The following is a 15,885-nucleotide window of genomic DNA, read 5'->3' as shown; positions in this document are numbered from 1 at the left end:
ACGACGAACCACCAGGCGGAACCGGCGCAGGGGCGGGGCGATGCGGCTCACTCGTACCAGTCGGGTGTCGGCTCGGCAGGGACGTACTTGGCGCGGTAGCTGTTGAGGCGCTCGGCGATCATGAAGGCCATCTCGAGGCTCTGGTTGCGGTTCAGGCGGGGATCGCAGGTCGTCTCGTAGCGTTCGGCCAGGTCGGCCTCGGACAGCTGGAAGGCGCCTCCGAGGCACTCGGTGACGTCGTCGCCGGTGAGCTCCATGTGGACGCCGCCGGGCCAGGTGCCCAGCTGCTCGTGGACGTCGAAGAAGCCGTTGAGTTCCTCCACGACGGCCGCGTACTCGCGGGTCTTGTAGCCCTTGGGGGTCTCGAAGGTGTTCCCGTGCATGGGGTCGCACACCCAGGCCACTTCCCGCCCCGATGCCACAACGCCCTCGACGAGGGCGGGCAGCCTGTCACGCACCTTGTCGGCACCCATCCGGGTGATGAAGGTGAGACGACCGGGCACCCGGTCCGGGTCGAGTCGGTCGGCAATGGCCAGGGCCTCCTCGGCGGTCGCCGTCGGGCCGAGCTTGACGCCCAGCGGGTTGTGCACGTGGCTGAGCAGCTCCACCTGGGCCCCATCGGGCTGGCGGGTGCGTTCACCGATCCAGACCATGTGGCCCGAGGTGTCGTAGGGCCGCGCGCTGCGCGAGTCGATGCGGGTCATCGCGTACTCGTAGTCGAGCAGCAGGGCCTCGTGGCTGGCGTAGAAGTCGACGGTGCGCATGGTGTCGGCGTCGACGCCGCAGGCGGTCATGAACCCGAGGGCGCGCTGAATCTCGTCGGCGATGCGCTCGTAGTTGTCCTCGACGTGGGAGTCCTTGACGAAGCTGGCGTTCCAGGCGTGCAGCCGGCGCAGGTCGGCGAAACCCCCCTTGACGAAGGCGCGCACCAGGTTGAGCGTGGCCGCCGAGGCGTTGTACATGCCGAGCAGGCGCTGCGGGTCGTGGCGGCGGGCCTCGGCGTTGAAGTCGAAGCCGTTCACCGCGTCACCGCGGTAGGCGGGCAGGGTGAGGTCGCCCCGGGTCTCGGTGTCCTTGCTGCGGGGCTTGGCGTACTGGCCCGCCAGGCGGCCGATCTTCACGACCGGCACCTGCGCGGCGTAGGTGAGCACGACGCTCATCGCCAGCAGGACGCGCAGCTTGGCCTTGATCGGGTTGGCCTGGACGCTGTCGAAGGTCTCGGCGCAGTCGCCGCCCTGCAGGATGAAGGCCTTGCCGGCCGCCGCCCTGGCGATGCGTTCGCGCAGGTCGTCGCACTCCCCGGCGAACACGAGCGGGGGCAGGCTGCTCAGCTCGTGGATGACGCGGGTGACCTCTGAGGCGTCATCATAGTGCGGCTGCTGCACCTGGGGCATGGCATGCAGGTCACTCAGTGATGGAATCAGCTCGGGCACCTTCCCAAGGATAATGCCACCCGGGGTGCACCGATCTCAACGGCCGGTGCGGGCCCGTGCCGCGGCCCTGGCCAGGTCCTGTTCGTCGCGTTCGCGGAACATCTCACGGCGCTCCGCCTCCGCGCGGCGCATCTGGGAGACGGTCGGGTACTCGCTGGCTCTCGCCCAGGCCCGCTGCCTGCGGGCGGCCGCGGCGAGTTCCCTGGCCTGGGCCGGCGTGGTGTCGGAGTAGGTGCGACCGGTGAGGGCCACGATCGCGTTCATGATCTCATCGGTGACGCCACGCAGCAGGACCCCGTCGAGGGCGTAGCTGAGCGCGGGAATCTCCCAGAAGCGTGAGAAGTCCAGGGGCTCGCCGAAGACCACTGTCGGCCCGAGGGCCCGGTCGGTGACTGGTCTGAGCAGCCGGTGGCCGGCCCTCGCAGGGACGATGCCGACGGGCACGACCGGGACCCTGGCGGTCAGGGCCAGCCACGCCACGTCAGTGCCGCCGCGGTGGATGTCGTCGTCGGGGCTGGGGGCGCCCTCGGGGAAGACGACGACCAGGCCGCCGCCGGCGAGGACCTGGGCCGCGTCATCGCCCTGCAGGGGGTCGTCGATGCGGACCCGCCTGCGCAGCAGGCGGCTGGATGATCCGGCGGCCAGGCGAGCCGGACGGTCGAGCACCGCGCGAAGACGGCTGAAGTCGCCGGCCCAGACGTGGTTGGCGGCGAGGATCGCGCCGCCCTCGGGCAGGTTCTGCAGGCCCTCGGCGTGCACGGACAGGGCCTGCTGGGTGGTCCTGGCCGCGCGGCGGGTCCAGTTCCATGCGGCCCGGACATGCCCCGGCCTCGCAACCTGTTCGACCCTGGTCAACTCGTCCGGGGTGGGCGGGGATCCGGGGCTCTCCGACGGTTCGGGGCGGGCGGCGGCAGCGTCGTCCCGGTCCGCGCCGTCATCGGTGACGGGTCGGTCGGCCGGGCCCGGTTCGGCTTCCGGCACGGGGTCGGCCGCGGCCCGGGCCACACCGGCCTCGCCGGCGCCGCCGGGGGGCCCGGCGGCCTGGTCCGGCTGCCGCGGGTCGTCGTAGGCGCTCTCGTCACTCATCGTTCTCGCCGGGCCCGGCGGCCGCCTGGGCGGCCAGTTCTGCGTCGGTGGGGGGAGTCTCGAGGCCGTCGTTGGCCCTGACCCGGGTGAATCGGGTCAGGTCCTTGCCCTTGAGGTTGCCGTATTTCACCCTGGTCGCATAGACGTTCACGTAGTCCTGGCCGCTCAGGTCCTGGATGTGCGCCATGACGTCATCGGTCACCCAGCGCAGCACGCGCACCGAGTCGGCCTGTCCGCGCCAGGGCGTGTAGTCGAGTGGTTCGCCGATGATGATGCGGGCATCCTTCATGGTGGGCAGGCCGAACAGGCCCTTGCGCAGGCGGGTGTTGACCATGCCGACGGGGATGACGGGTACGCCGTTCTCCAGGGCCAGGCGGGCGACGCCGGTGTGGCCGCGGTAGAGATTTCCGTCGGGGGTGCGGGTGCCCTCGGGGAAGATGCCGATGATGTTGCCGGCGGCCAGCTCGGCCTCGACCGGCCCCATCGCGTCGACGCTGGCCCGGCCGCCCGAGCGGTCGAGTGGCACCATACCGACTGCGCGCAGGAACCAGGCGACGATCCTCATCCTGGGGCCCTTGCCCTCGAAGAGTTCCTTCTTGGCCGGCCAGATGAGGCGGCGCTTCATCATCGCCGGCAGGGTGAAGGTGTCGCCTGCGTCGAGGTGATTGCTCGCGAGCACTGCCCCGCCCCTGGCGGGAATGTTCTGCTCATCCACCAGGTCGGGGTGCATGAGCAGTTTCACGCCGGGGCGGAACAATGCGTACTTGAAGAAGCGGTACCACACGTCTCTCACTCTATCGGGAGACGCCGCCGCGGCCCGGGAGGCAGGTGGGCCCGGCAGGGCGCGTCGGCCCTGCCCCTGAGAACGGCTCAGGGTGCGTTCGACGCGCACCAGCGGGTGAGGACGTCGGGGACCTGGTCCACCTGGCCCGCGGGGGTCGTCCACAGCAGCTCGACGAGGTCCCCTGCGGCACCGGGGCCGGACTCGGCGACGAGTTCGCTGACGGCGGCCCAGCTGAGTGCGTAGGCGCCGCGCAGGGCATCGGCGTCGTCGGTCGCCCTGAAGTCCTCGTCGGCGGGCAGGGCCGGGGCTCCGCCGGAGTCCCGGCAGGCCTGGACGGCCCGCGTCTGGCTGGAGGCCCGCTCGTCGGCGTTCCGGGACAACGCGAGCCACTCGGCCAGGCCCTCACTCACCCACGTGTTGCCGCCGGTCGGGGTGCCGTGGCCCGCCAGGCGCCAGTGCACCGCCTCATGCGTCAGCAGCATGGCCTGCTGGGCGGGGCTCCACTGCTCGGCATGGGCGGGGTTGACGACGACACGGACCGCGTCACCGGTGCGGCGGGTGAGCGCGCCCAGCCCCCGGGTCTCGGCTGCCGGAGCCCCGGTGACCAGCGCGTACGCACTGTCCGTGGCCGGCACCTCGACGGGCATGGGCGCCCGGGAGTCGGTGTCCAGCAGGGCCATGCCCGAGTCGTCGACGGCTGCGGTGGCCGTGGCAGCGGCGGCCGTCACGTCGATCGCACCCCGGCCGGCGATGAGGACGGCGCCGTCGACGGTGGTGACGTCGACCGGCTCGACGAGCCATCCCGGGGCCGGCCGGGAGGGCACGGGTTCGATCCGGGTGATGCGGCAGGACGTGCCGGCGCAGCCGATGTCCAGGTTCACCACATGGGTGGCCGCGGCCTGCTCGCCCGGAAGGGACCAGTCCACCCGCCAGCCGTCGACGGTGCCGGCGAAATCGACCTCGCTCAGCTGGGCGAGGTTGGACCACCACATGTCCCGGGTGGACTGCGGGATCGACTGGTCGAGCGCCTCGTCGAACCGGTCGCGGTCCATGTCGGCGATCGAGGCGTTGAGCATCTCGAGGACGCCGACAGCGCCGGCCGACCCGGAAGGGGCGCAGGCCACCAACGGCAGGACGAGGGACAGGGCCACCGCGGGCACCACCCGGCGTCCGGCCACCGCGATACTCATCGTCCCTCCTCGGGTCCGGTTCCCGGAGCCGCTCTGCGCCGAGCGCGCGACCCGCCGCGGCCGCCTCGCGCCGGGGCCGCGGGGTGCTCAGATGATCTCGACCGTGGTGATCACGACGTCCTCGACGGGACGGTCGGCCGCGCCGGTCGGCACGGCGGCGATCTCGTCGACGACCTTCTTGGAGGCCTCGTCGCTCACCTCGCCGAAGATCGTGTGCCGCATGTTCAGGTGCGGGGTGGGGGCGACCGTGATGAAGAACTGCGAGCCGTTGGTGCCGGGGCCGGCATTCGCCATGGCCAGCAGGTACGGCTTCGAGAAGGTCAGGTCCGGGTAGAACTCGTCGGCGAAGCGATAGCCGGGGCCACCGCGGCCGGTTCCCGTGGGGTCACCGCCCTGGATCATGAACCCGTCGATGACGCGGTGAAAGATCGTGCCGTCGTAGAACGGGGCGGTGCTCCGCTGGCCCGTGTTCATGTCGAGGTACTCACGCGTGCCGTTGGCGAGCTCGACGAAGTTCTTCACCGCCTTGGGAGCGAAGTCGTCGAACAGGTCGAGCGTGATGTCGCCGTGGTTGGTGTGCAGGACGGCCTGGGTCACGTGCCTCCCCTTTCAGCTGTCGGTACGAGGACGCCCCCCATCCTCCCAGGCCTTTCAATGCCATCCAGGGCTCCCCGGGGCCGCCCCGGGTTCGGTTCGAGGTCGCGCATCACCCTGAACCGAGCCCTGCCCGGCCCGCGGGGGGCCGGGGCGACTGTAGGCTGGCGACAGCTCGACCACGAGCAGGCTCGATCACGAGCAACCAGTCGATCATCGGAGAGTCCCATGTCGAAGAAGACCTTCAAGAAGTCCATGGCCGTCGCCGGCGAGAACGCCCGCGAGACCATCAGTGCAGCCGCCGAGAAGGTCGGGCCGCTGTACGACCAGACCCGCGACGCCGTCAAGGACGGCCTGGAGAACCTCAACGAGAACCTGACCGATGTGCTCGAGAGGGCCGCCGACAACAAATACGTCGTCGAGGCCACCCGTCGTGGCGGAGAGGTGCTCGACACCGTGCGTGAGAAGGCCGACGACCTGCCCGATCCGTTGAAGAAGCACCTGCCCGAGGCGGCCAAGCCGGCCAAGAAGCGCCATCGTCTGCTGACCTGCCTCGGTATCGCCGCCGTGGTCGGCGTCGTCTTCCTCGCCGTCCGCCAGATCCTCATGCCCAAGGATGACGGCTGGACCCCGCACGAGCCCAGCGGGGCCTTCGGTGATGATGACGTGACCACCGATTTCAGTGAGGCCGCCGCCACCGAGCCCGCGACGGCCGTCGAGGAGGCCGCCGAGGTCCCGGCCGAGCCCATCGCGGCGACCAGCGACAAGGACTACGGCGAGGGCGCCTACCTGGGCACCAACCCGCCCGAGGGCTACACCATCAAGGGCAACGAGCGTTCGATGAAGTACCACACCCCCGATGGCGCCGGCTACAGCCGCACCAACGCCGACGTGTGGTTCGTCTCCAGTGAGGCGGCCGAGGCGGCCGGCTTCACCAAGGCCCAGCGCTGACGCCCACCACTCACCCGTTGACCACGAGGGGTCCCGCCATGGCGGGACCCCTCGTGCGTGAGTGGGGCGGGTCAGGGCGTCGGCAGTAGGCTCGTCCGACATGGAGCCCTTCCGCATCACCGCAGACGGCCTGGTCCTGTCGGCCCCGACACCGGATGACGTCGACGCGTTCGCCCGCATCTGCGCCGAACCGAGCATCGCGGAGTGGACGACGATCCGGTCCGGCTTCACAGCGGCCGATGCGCGGCGCCTGGTGACCGATGCCGTGCAGACCGGCTGGCAGACCGGTGCCCACCCGATGTGGGCGGTGCGGGCCACCGCCGGCGGCGAACCGGTCGGCATGGTGAGTCTGCAGGCCCGCCCGCTGGGAACCTGGGAGATCGGATACTGGACGAGTGAGGCGGCCCGGGGGCGGGGTGTGACGAGCCGCGCAGTGCGGGCCCTCGTCGATGCCGCCTTCGACCCGCAGGGTGAGATCGGCGCCGAGCGCCTGCTGTGGCGGGCCGAGATCCATGACGGCGTCCCGAACTGGGCGAGCTGGCGGATCGCGTGGAAGACGGGATTCCACAAGCAGGGCAGGCTGCGAGGCGCCGCGGTCAACGACGGACGGCGTCATGACATGTGGCTGGCCGACCTGCTGCCCGATGACCCCCGCAGCCCGCAGGCCCCCTGGGACGGCCCGACGCCCTCCCGACGGCCCCGCGGGAACGGCCGCGAGACGGTGACGCCGACCGACGCCACCGGCACCCGCGAGGGCGACTCCCCCGAGGGCCTGGTGGCACGTTTCCACCGCGTCTACGGGCTGCCGATCGTCGAGGACGGCCCGAGCCTGGAGCGCGAGCACCTGCACATGCGCATGGGCCTCATCGCCGAGGAATTCGCCGAGCTCGTCGGCGCGGTCTACGGGTCCTCGTCCCGGAGGATCGTCGAGGAGGCCTTCACCCGGGCGGTCGCCGCCGACGAGAACGCGCGCGATCTGGTGGAGACGGCCGATGCGCTGGCCGACCTGGTCTACGTGGTCTACGGCATGGCGCTCGAGACCGGCATCGACCTGCCGGCCGTGCTCGCCGAGGTGCAGCGTTCGAACATGTCGAAGCTGGGCGCCGACGGCAGGCCCCTCTACCGCGCCGACGGCAAGGTCCTCAAGGGGCCCGGTTTCTTCCGTCCCGATGTGGCCGGCGTGCTCGCCCGCGGCGGTCGCCGCGACGGCCCCACCGTCCACAGGTCGTCCTGAACCCTTCCGGCCGGGTCGTGGGGCCCCTAGGCTCGGCCTCATGGCCACCTCACCCCCGGCCGTGCCGGCCCGGCTGCTCTGCTGGGTCCTGTGCCTCGTGTCGGCACTGCTGCTCGCCGCGATCCACCTGCGGCTCCTGGCCCGCCAGCCCGAGCCCGCGCCCACCGTGCCGGGCGCGTCCGAGAAGACCCCCTATGCCGAACTCGCCGCCGGCGGGCGGGTACGGCTCACCTGTCTGCTCGGCGTCGCGGCCGGCTCGGCCGCGACGGTGATGGCCGGGCCGGTTGCCCCGGCCTGGCTCATCTGGGGTTCGGGCGGGGTCGTCCTGGCCGGGGTCGACGCCGCCTCGACGTGGATCCCCCGGGGCCTGACGAGACTGGTGCTCGGCGAACTGGGTGCGGCACTGCTGCTGGGCGCCGCCCTGGCCGGCGAACCGCGGCTCGTCGTGGGCGCGCTCGCCGGGGCCGGGGGTGTGGGCGGTTTCTTCTGGGTGGTCTGGCGGGCCGGCGCGGGCCTGGGTTTCGCCGACGTCCGCCTGGCCGTCGGGCTCGGCGCGCTGACCGGTGCGACAGGCGCCGCCGGCACCGGCCCGGCCGCCGCCGTGGCTGCCGTCATGGCGACAGCCGTCATCGGCGCGGCGACCGGGATCATCCATGCCATGGGGAGCACCCGTCACGGGCCCTTCCCCTACGGGCCGGCGCTGTGGCTCGGCGCCTACGCCTGCCTCGCCTGGCCGCCGGCAACGCCCTGACGCCAGGACTCGGCAGGTCGCGCCGGGACGGTCACTCGGACTTCAGGTGCGCGAGGATCTCCTCGGCCGCGCGCTGGGTCTTCAGGCTCGCCAGGACGAACTCGCAGAGCACCCGGGTGACCAGAATGTCGAGCGCACCGGGGATCCAGCCGAACAGGATCGACAGCACGATCAGGAACCCGCCGCCACTACTGCGCCGACCGTAGATGTCGGTGGCGGAGGCGGCGCCGACACTGATGAAGATGGCGGCGAGCCACGACAGGACGGCCAGAACCATCACGACGATGTAGATGATCTTGACGAGCAGGGGCGTCACCATGCTGGTGAAACCGAAGTCGAACAGGGCGCGCAGACCGTCCTTCTGCCCGGGGGCGGGGGTGCTGGCCTGGGGTGCGGCGGCATACGGCATCTGCTGCTGGGCGTAGGGGGCGCCCTGGGGCGCCTGGCCCGGCTGCTGGCCCGTGTTCTGCCCCCAGGACTGCTGCTGTTGCACCGGCTGGCCCTGCGGGGCGGCCCACTGCTGGGCCGGCTGGGGCTGCTGTGCCGGCTGGGTGCCCCATGAGGCGCTGGCGACGGACGAGGGGGCCGCAGGGGCGCTCGAGGCCGAGGCAGGTGTCTGCGGGGGGATCCCCCGCCAACCGGGAGTCGGTTCCGGGGCCGGAGTGCTGGAGGGGGCCGATGACGCCGACGTGGTGCTGCGCCACGTGGGGGCCGTGCTCTGGGATGGCGCGGGCGGGACGTTCTGGGACGGCGAGTCCCCCGTGTACGGGGTACTCGGCCCCGGGGTGAAGATGCGCGTCGAGTCGTCGGGCTCGCTGGCGGAGGGCGTGCTTGTCGGGTTGTCAGTCATGGTTCCATCATGGCCCATGACGGCTCCGGCGTGGCGCAAGCCCACATCTCGGAGCGCAGATCCGCGGGTGAGGGGCCGCCCGTGAGGACGTCGTCAGTCGTCGGCGTGCGCCGTGGTGGAGGCGATCCAGGTGTCGAGCAGCTCGGTGGCGCGACCCTCGTCGATGACCCGGCGGGCCTGGTCGAGGCGGCTGCGCAGCTGATCGGCGATGGGCTCGTCGAAGTCGGGGCCGTCGAAGGCCAGCATCGCGGCAGCGGCGTTCAGCGTGACGATGTCGCGCACCGGGCCGGGGCGCCCGGCCATGACATCACGGACGACGCGGGCGTTGTGCTCCGGGTCACCGCCGACGAGATCCTCTCGGGTGGCGGGGGGAAGGCCGAGATCGGCGGGGTCGAGGATGGTGCGTTCGCAGCGCCCGCCCCCGAGGATCCACACGTCCGAGGGCCCTGTCGTGGTGACCTCGTCGAGACCGTCGGTGCCGTGGAACACGAAACCGCGGTCGCAGCGGTCCGCCAGGACACCGGCCATGAGCGGGGCGGTCCGCTCGTCGGCGACACCGAGCGCCTGGGCGCGCGGCCTGGCCGGGTTGGCCAGCGGGCCGAGGAAGTTGAACACGGTCTGCACGCCGAGGGCCTTACGGGTGGGGCCGAGATGGCGCATCGACGCGTGGTAGCGCTGGGCGTACAGGAAGACGATGCCGGTCTCGGCGAGCACCGCCGCCTCCGCCTCGGGCGACAGGTCGATGACGACGCCGAGCGCCTCGAGGCACTCGGCGGTGCCGCACATCGAACTGGCCGCGCGGTTGCCGTGCTTGATGACGGGGCGGCCGCTGGCTGCGGTGACGATGGAGGCCATCGTCGAGATGTTGACCGTGTTGGCGCGGTCCCCTCCGGTGCCGACGACGTCGACGGCCTCGCGAGGCAGCTCCAGGGGCAGTGCCTTGGCGAGCATGCCCGAGGCGAGTGTCGACAGTTCGGCACTGGTCTCGCCCTTGGAGCGCAGGGCGACGAGGAAGCCGCTCATCTGCTCGGGGCTGGTCTGGTTGGACAGCAGCTGATCCATGGCCCACGCGCCGGCCTCGTCGTCGAGGTCGTGACCATTGATGAGTCCGGTGATGAGATTGGGCCAGGTCAGTTGAGTCATCAAACCGTCATCTCCTTGGGGACGTCGTGTCGGTCATCGAGCCCGTGACGGCTCGACTGGCCCGGGGCGCCGAAGGCCTCGGGGGTCATGGGCATCGTGGCGTCCTCGGCGCGTGCCGCACGCACCACGTCGGCCACCGTCTGCGGCAGGCGGATGGGGTCGACGGGATAGGGCGAGATCGCCTCCGCGTTCGACCAGGCGGCGAGCCAGGAGTCGGCGGGGCGGGCCACGAGCAGGACGACGAGGGGCGGGCGCGCGAACTCGTCCTTCATCTGGTGGGCGACGCCCATGCCCCCGGCCGGGACGGCCTCGCCGTCGAGAACCGCGACGTCGTAGTCCTGCTCGTCGAGGGCGGCCCACAGGGCGGGCTGGGTGGCGAACTCGCTGATCTGGAGCTGAGGGAGATCCGAGGCGATGGTGCGTCCGAGGGCGAGACGCACCTGCTCACGCACGGTGCGGTCGTCCGAGTAGACGATGACCTTCAGGTCTGCGGAGTCGGAGCTGGCGCCGTTGCTCATGGAACCGTCCTCTGCTTGTGCACGGAAATTACTGACCCATCGTAACCCCCTCACGACACGGCCGGACACCGCAGCGTCGTGAGACGGGCGGACGCGGGCCAGAGCCGCCCGGCCACACATCGCGGCGGGTACCGCACCACTGCGCGCCGAACACGGCCATGCGTACAATCTGCTGGTGCGTTTCCTCAACCAGCAGCCGGCCTACGACCTGACGTACAACGACGTCTTCATGGCACCGAACCGCTCCAGCGTCCGTTCCCGCCACGACGTGGACCTCACCAGCAATGACGGTATCGGCCTGCCGCTTCCGCTCGTCGTCGCGAACATGACGGCCATCAGCGGCCGTCGCATGGCCGAGACGGTTGCCCGCAGGGGCGGCATCGCCATCCTGCCCCAGGACATCCCCGTCGACTTCGTCGTCAAGGCGATCACCCGGGTGAAGGCCTCCCCCACCCGGTTCGAGACGCCCGTGGTGCTCGATCCGACGGCGACCGTCGGCGAGGCCCTCGCGCTCATCCCGAAACGGGCCCACGGCACGGCCGTCGTCATCGACGACGGCGACCACCCGATCGGCCTGTTCTCGGCCGCCGACGGTGCCGGTGTTGATCGTTTCGCGCAGGTTCACGACGTCATGACGACCGACCTGACCGTCATCGACGCCGATGCCGAGCCGCAGCGGGTCTTCGACGTCCTCGCCTCGACCCGTCACCGCCTGGCCGTCGCCGTGGACGCCGACGGCGCCCTCGTCGGTGTCATGAGTCAGCGCGGCGCCGTGCGCTGCGGCATCTACCCGCCCGCCCTGGACGACCAGGGCCGTCTGATGATCGGCGTGGCCATCGGCATCAGCGGTGACGCGGAGGGCCGGGCCAGGGCCCTGCTCGACGCGCACGCGGACGTGCTGGTCATGGACACCGCCCACGGCCATCAGGAGCGCATGCTGGACGCCCTGGCCCGCGTCCGCCCGATCCGTGACGCCCACGCGGACGCCACCGGGGTGCGCGTACCGATCGTGGCCGGCAATGTCGTCACCACTCAGGGCACCCTCGACCTCATCGACGCCGGAGCCGACGTCGTCAAGGTCGGGGTGGGGCCCGGCGCCATGTGCACCACCCGGATGCAGACCGGTGTCGGCCGGCCCCAGTTCTCGGCGGTCCTCGAGTGCGCCCAGGCCGCGGCCGGTGCCGGCGGCGCCATCTGGGCCGACGGCGGGGTGCGTCATCCCCGCGACGTGGCCCTCGCCCTGGCGGCGGGCGCCGGCTCGGTGATGATCGGATCCTGGTTCGCCGGGACGAACGAGTCCACCGGCGAGATGCTGACCGACGCCGACGGGCGCCGCTACAAGGAGAGTTTCGGTATGGCCTCGGCCCGCGCGGTGCGCAACCGCACCCGGGACCAGAGCGCCTACGAACGCGCCCGTGCCTCGCTGTTCGAGGAGGGCATCTCGAGTTCACGCATGTATCTCGACCCGGCCCGCCCGGGCGTGGAGGACCTGCTCGACTGGATCACCTCGGGGCTGCGGTCCTCGTGCACCTACGCCGGCGCCCGCTCCCTGGCCGAGTTCCACGAGAAGGCCGTCGTCGGCGTGCAGTCCCCATCCGGCTACGAGGAGGGGCGCGCGCTGCCGGTCAGCTGGGCCTGACCGGCCGGGGCCCTGGACGTGCGCGGGGCCGCGAACCGGTCGTCACTGCGGGCGAGCCGGCTCAGTGGAAGGAGTCGCCGCAGGCGCAGGTGCTCACCGCGTTCGGGTTGTCGATCGTGAAACCCTGCCGTTCGATGGTGTCGGCGTAGTCGATGACGGCCCCGCCGAGATAGGGGGCGCTCATCCGGTCGACGACGAGGTCGACGCCGTCGTAGTGGTCGACGAGGTCGCCCTCGAGCTGCTCGTCGTCGAAGGCCAGGCGATAACGCAGTCCCGCGCACCCGCCGGGCTGCACCTCGATGCGCAGCGCGAGGTCGTCGCGGCCCTCGGCGCGCAGCAGGCCGGCGGCCTTCTCGGCTGCGGCGTCGGTGAGTGTCACGCCGGTGATCTTCTCGGTCACGGTATCTGTCATGTCGGTCCTCTTCTCGCCTTTCCCAGCCAGATGGGGCCGGGCCTGGCAGCAGGCCCGGTTCTCACCCTCAAGTTTCTACCAGAACCAGCTCTGCGCAAATGTCAGGCACGCATCCGTGATGTCTCCGGTACCGATGGCGTGGACCGCCTCGACGCCGTTGCGCCGCTGACCGGTCAGGTTCACGTGGTTCGTCGCGGTGATGACCACGACGGGCCGTCCCGCCGCGGCGGCCCGCTGGACGACGTACTCGACGACCGGCCCGCCCCAGGCATCCACGTCGAAGTCCTCGCAGCAGGTGACGACCAGGTCGGCTGCCGCGATCGTCCGGTCCAGGTCGGCGATCTCGCCGAGGGCCTGCGGCCCGGTGAGCACTCGTCCGCCGAGTGCCTGGACCACGGCGCCCGCTCCCCCGCCGGCGCCGGATCCGGGGGTGGCGGCCAGCGTCGCGCCGTCGGCCGGGCCGGACGGGTCGCTGCTGCTCGCGGCCAGCAGATCGGCCCACGCCCGGAGCATCCTGTCGAGGGCCAGGCGCTCGCGCAGCGGCAGGTCCACTCGTCGGCCCGCCAGCCCCTGTGCGCCGGCCAGCACGGTGTCCTGTTCGCCCGAACGGCACAGCCCGATGAGCGGCCGCTCGGCCAGGTGGTCACGGACCCGGTCGATGTCGAGGAGATCCACGCCCGAGGCGGCCCGGCCCGTCCCGACGGCGTCGACGAGCGTGCTCGGCCCGCCGCCGCTCAGGAAGGACAAGAGCATGGGACCGCTGTCGTGGTCACGTCCGTCGAGGGGGATGAACAGGGTGTTGTCCGGCCCCGCCAGGTTCTCCTTGGCCTGCTGCCAGCCCGGCCCCATCTCGGCCAGGGGCACGAGCGCGACGTCAGCGCCGACGGTCCGCCAGGCGCGGCCGACCCTGGCTCCGGCTCGCCAGGCGTCGAAGCCGGCCATCGCGCCTGCCGCCACGAGAACTCTCATACGTCTGCACCGTACCGGCATGTCACGCGCGACACGGGCGCGGCCGGGGGCCACGGAGTCGGCGTGCAGGCGGTCAGGCCTGGTCGTTCCCGGTCTGCTCCTGCCGGCCCTGTTCCAGCTGAGGCGCGGGCTCGGAGGGGCCGGCGTCGAGACCGAGCTGGGTCTTCATGGCTGCGAGCTCGTTCTCGACCGAGGCCGAGGAGGCCATGGCGTCGAGCTCACGGGAGATGTCGTCCTTGAAGGTGCCGGTGGGGTCGTTGAGGGCGCCCGACGCGAGCAGCTCATCGACGGCGCCGGCACGGGCCTGCAGCTGAGCGGTCTTGTCCTCGGCCCGGGCGACAGCCGCACCGACGTCGCCGAGCTCATCGCTCAGCCCGGTGAATGCCTCGTTGACACGGGTCTGGGCCTCGGCCGCGGAGTACTGCGCCTTGATGGTCTCCTTCCTGGTGCGGAAGGCGTCCACGCGGGCCTGCAGCTGGGTGCTGGCGCGGACGAGTTTCTCCTCCTCCTCGGCCAGGGCGGCGTGCTGGGTCTGCAAATCGTCGAGCTGGGCCTGCAGACCGGACTTGCGGGTCAGGGCCTCGCGGGCGAGGTCCTCCCGCCCTTGGGAGAGGGCACGCTGGGCCGCGGCGGTGAGCTTGTCCATCTCCTGGCCGATCTGGTTGCCCTGGATCTCGACGCGTTTGCGGCTGGTCGCCACGTCGGCGACACCCCGGCGGACCTTCTGCAACAGTTCCAGCTGGCGCTGATAGGAGTAGTCGAGGGTCTCGCGGGGGTCCTCGTGCTTGTCGAGGGCCTTGTGCGCCTTCGACCTGAAGATCATGGAGAGCCGTTCGAAGATTCCTGCCATCGGTGCGTCCGATCCTTCCGCTGCGTTGCCCTGCGCGTGGATGCGCGACGGGCGGACCATCACAAGCCTATTGCCTCAATGATCGGATGGGCACCATCATCTCGCCATCAGAAGCGGATCGTCCCCATGACCGGACACCACGGTGGGGTCTGTTGAACCCGATCCCGCCGACCGGCCTAGAATCAGTGGCCAGGAATCACGACGAAAGGGCACCCCGTGGCATCGCTGCGATTCAAGAAGACGGCCAAGGCGGCCGACGAGGAGGTCGCGGACGCCGCCGAGGCGGAGGCACCCGTCCAGCGGCCGGCGCCACGCACGAAGAACGCTCCCACCCCCAGCCGCAAGCAGGCCGAGGCCGCCCGCATGCAGCGCCTCCACCCGGTCCTGACGAAGAAGGAGCAGCGGGCCCGTAACCGTGAGATCGACTACCGGCGGCGGGAGGAGGCCTTCCGCACCGCCAATGCCCGCCCCGAGCGCGTTCTGCTGCGCAACAATGTCGACGCGCACTGGTCGGTCTGCGAGTTCGCCTGGCCCGTCGTGCTGATCCTCATCGCCGCCATGCTGGCCACCCAGTGGCTGCCGTGGCTCTCCGTCGTCTCCAGCATCGGCATCTGGGCCTACTTCCTGCTCTGCGGCATGGACGTCTTCTTCCGCTGGCGCTCATACAAGAAGGAGGCATACGCGCGCATTCCCGGGTTCAACCCGAAGGGCAAGCGCCTGGTCTCCGACATGATGTCCCGAATGATCACCCTGCGCCGCTTCCGCAACCCGGGCTGCGCCGTCAAGCGAGGGGAGAAGTACTGATGAGTTTCCGCTGGGAGGAAGAGCTCGAGCCCGAGGCCGAACTCAGCGAGGACGAGCGTCACGGTCTCGGACTCGGCCGCGAATTCGACACCCGCGAGGACGCCGAGTCCTGGCTCGGTGAGAGTTTCGACGAGCTGGCCGACTACGGCGTCTCCTCGGTCAGCCTGTACGAGGACGATGAGCTCGTCTACGGCCCGATGGGACTCGGCGAGCAGGAGGAGTGAGCGTCCCACCGCACCGACGAGGGCAGTGGGCCGGACCGCGGACGATCCAGTCCCGGCTCCGAGGGGGACTCTCGAACGAGAAAACCCGGTGCAACAACACCGGGGTCCAGTCCCGACTCCGCGTGGGGACCTCCCGAACCGGGTGCCGTCGTGTTCGCTCCTGGCATGGTGACCGGACCCCGCACGTGCCTTCCGGGGCCCGACACGCGCTGTCCTTTGGGGTTAGGCTGACCGCAGAGATCCCACCGGAGTCGTGCCGGCGGGCGATCCTCCAAGAACTCTGGCGAAGGAGTCCGGTAGCACCATGTCGACCGAAGTCATTCTCCCCACTCTGGGCGAAAGCGTGAACGAGGCCACCATTTCCCGTTGGCTCAAGGAGGTGGGCGAGCACGTCGACGCAGACGAAGCCCTGCTGGAAGTCAGCACGGACAAGGTCGACACCGAGGTCCCCTC

Annotated in this window: 18 protein-coding genes; 7 read left to right on the top strand and 11 right to left on the bottom strand. The window is 71.0% G+C overall.

Annotated features, from left to right (window positions below):
* Window positions 1–47: 47 nt before the first annotated feature.
* The 5 genes from PROPJV5_RS10825 to PROPJV5_RS10805 all read right to left on the bottom strand — a co-directional run bounded on the left by PROPJV5_RS10825 (window position 48) and on the right by PROPJV5_RS10805 (window position 5,090).
* A complete protein-coding gene (locus PROPJV5_RS10825) occupies window positions 48–1,448 on the bottom strand; it encodes a class II 3-deoxy-7-phosphoheptulonate synthase (protein WP_119716377.1) in 1,401 nt (466 codons plus the stop codon).
* Between the two features lie 21 nt (window positions 1,449–1,469).
* The gene (locus tag PROPJV5_RS10820) at window positions 1,470–2,519 is read right to left on the bottom strand and encodes a lysophospholipid acyltransferase family protein (protein WP_119716376.1); all 1,050 of its coding nucleotides are present in this window, start codon (window positions 2,517–2,519) and stop codon (window positions 1,470–1,472) included.
* Window positions 2,512–3,303: a lysophospholipid acyltransferase family protein gene (locus PROPJV5_RS10815; protein WP_119716375.1), complete on the bottom strand. Its 792-nt coding sequence runs from the start codon at window positions 3,301–3,303 to the stop codon at window positions 2,512–2,514. Before PROPJV5_RS10815 ends, PROPJV5_RS10820 begins: the two co-directional genes overlap by 8 nt.
* Before the next feature lie 86 nt (window positions 3,304–3,389).
* Complete coding sequence (locus tag PROPJV5_RS10810) at window positions 3,390–4,493, bottom strand: hypothetical protein (protein ID WP_119716374.1); 1,104 nt, start codon at window positions 4,491–4,493, stop codon at window positions 3,390–3,392.
* 87 nt (window positions 4,494–4,580) lie between these two features.
* Window positions 4,581–5,090: a peptidylprolyl isomerase gene (locus PROPJV5_RS10805; RefSeq protein WP_119716373.1), complete on the bottom strand. Its 510-nt coding sequence runs from the start codon at window positions 5,088–5,090 to the stop codon at window positions 4,581–4,583.
* A gap of 225 nt (window positions 5,091–5,315) precedes the next feature.
* Between PROPJV5_RS10805 and PROPJV5_RS13095 the strand changes: the two genes are divergently transcribed.
* The 3 genes from PROPJV5_RS13095 to PROPJV5_RS10790 all read left to right on the top strand — a co-directional run bounded on the left by PROPJV5_RS13095 (window position 5,316) and on the right by PROPJV5_RS10790 (window position 8,023).
* Window positions 5,316–6,038: a sunset domain-containing protein gene (locus PROPJV5_RS13095; protein WP_119716372.1), complete on the top strand. Its 723-nt coding sequence runs from the start codon at window positions 5,316–5,318 to the stop codon at window positions 6,036–6,038.
* Window positions 6,039–6,138: 100 nt separating this feature from the next.
* The gene (locus tag PROPJV5_RS10795) at window positions 6,139–7,272 is read left to right on the top strand and encodes a GNAT family N-acetyltransferase (protein WP_119716371.1); all 1,134 of its coding nucleotides are present in this window, start codon (window positions 6,139–6,141) and stop codon (window positions 7,270–7,272) included.
* 40 nt (window positions 7,273–7,312) lie between these two features.
* Entirely contained in the window at window positions 7,313–8,023 is a 711-nt protein-coding gene (locus PROPJV5_RS10790) for a hypothetical protein (protein WP_119716370.1), read from the top strand.
* 31 nt (window positions 8,024–8,054) lie between these two features.
* On the opposite strand, the gene PROPJV5_RS12435 is transcribed toward PROPJV5_RS10790, so the two are convergent.
* The 3 genes from PROPJV5_RS12435 to PROPJV5_RS10770 form a co-directional block, all read right to left on the bottom strand.
* Window positions 8,055–8,873, bottom strand: a complete 819-nt coding sequence (locus PROPJV5_RS12435) for a DUF4282 domain-containing protein (RefSeq protein WP_147385434.1) — start codon at window positions 8,871–8,873, stop codon at window positions 8,055–8,057.
* Between the two features lie 93 nt (window positions 8,874–8,966).
* Window positions 8,967–10,016 carry an anthranilate phosphoribosyltransferase gene (trpD, locus tag PROPJV5_RS10775; RefSeq protein WP_119716367.1) on the bottom strand — a complete coding sequence of 350 codons (1,050 nt, stop codon included), beginning with the start codon at window positions 10,014–10,016 and terminating at the stop codon, window positions 8,967–8,969.
* Complete coding sequence (locus PROPJV5_RS10770; protein ID WP_119716366.1) at window positions 10,016–10,534, bottom strand: DNA-binding transcriptional response regulator; 519 nt, start codon at window positions 10,532–10,534, stop codon at window positions 10,016–10,018. Before PROPJV5_RS10770 ends, trpD begins: the two co-directional genes overlap by 1 nt.
* Before the next feature lie 175 nt (window positions 10,535–10,709).
* On the opposite strand from PROPJV5_RS10770, the gene PROPJV5_RS10765 reads away from it, so the two are divergent.
* Entirely contained in the window at window positions 10,710–12,173 is a 1,464-nt protein-coding gene (locus PROPJV5_RS10765; RefSeq protein WP_119716365.1) for a GuaB1 family IMP dehydrogenase-related protein, read from the top strand.
* A gap of 61 nt (window positions 12,174–12,234) precedes the next feature.
* Here PROPJV5_RS10765 and PROPJV5_RS10760 read toward each other — a convergent pair whose 3' ends face one another.
* The 3 genes from PROPJV5_RS10760 to PROPJV5_RS10750 form a co-directional block, all read right to left on the bottom strand.
* Entirely contained in the window at window positions 12,235–12,585 is a 351-nt protein-coding gene (locus PROPJV5_RS10760) for a HesB/IscA family protein (protein ID WP_119716364.1), read from the bottom strand.
* A gap of 75 nt (window positions 12,586–12,660) precedes the next feature.
* On the bottom strand, window positions 12,661–13,554 hold the full coding sequence (locus tag PROPJV5_RS10755) for a glycerate kinase (RefSeq protein WP_182858695.1): 894 nt from the start codon (window positions 13,552–13,554) through the stop codon (window positions 12,661–12,663).
* A gap of 73 nt (window positions 13,555–13,627) precedes the next feature.
* Window positions 13,628–14,404, bottom strand: coding sequence for a PspA/IM30 family protein (locus tag PROPJV5_RS10750; protein ID WP_119716362.1), 777 nt, complete (start codon window positions 14,402–14,404; stop codon window positions 13,628–13,630).
* 216 nt (window positions 14,405–14,620) lie between these two features.
* On the opposite strand from PROPJV5_RS10750, the gene PROPJV5_RS10745 reads away from it, so the two are divergent.
* The 3 genes from PROPJV5_RS10745 to PROPJV5_RS10735 form a co-directional block, all read left to right on the top strand.
* Window positions 14,621–15,208, top strand: coding sequence for a DUF3043 domain-containing protein (locus tag PROPJV5_RS10745; protein WP_119716361.1), 588 nt, complete (start codon window positions 14,621–14,623; stop codon window positions 15,206–15,208).
* Window positions 15,208–15,432, top strand: coding sequence for a hypothetical protein (locus tag PROPJV5_RS10740; RefSeq protein WP_119716360.1), 225 nt, complete (start codon window positions 15,208–15,210; stop codon window positions 15,430–15,432). The genes PROPJV5_RS10745 and PROPJV5_RS10740 overlap by 1 nt, the downstream gene beginning before the upstream one ends.
* A 304-nt stretch (window positions 15,433–15,736) precedes the next feature.
* Window positions 15,737–15,885 (top strand): biotin/lipoyl-containing protein (locus tag PROPJV5_RS10735; RefSeq protein WP_338047474.1); only part of this gene is annotated, 149 nt, incomplete at its 3' end.

The sequence above is a fragment of the Propionibacterium ruminifibrarum genome (assembly GCF_900289195.1).
GTDB lineage: Bacteria > Actinomycetota > Actinomycetes > Propionibacteriales > Propionibacteriaceae > Propionibacterium > Propionibacterium ruminifibrarum.
The sequence above is the reverse complement of the archived record's forward strand: the minus strand, read 5'-3'. Positions and strand labels throughout refer to the sequence as shown.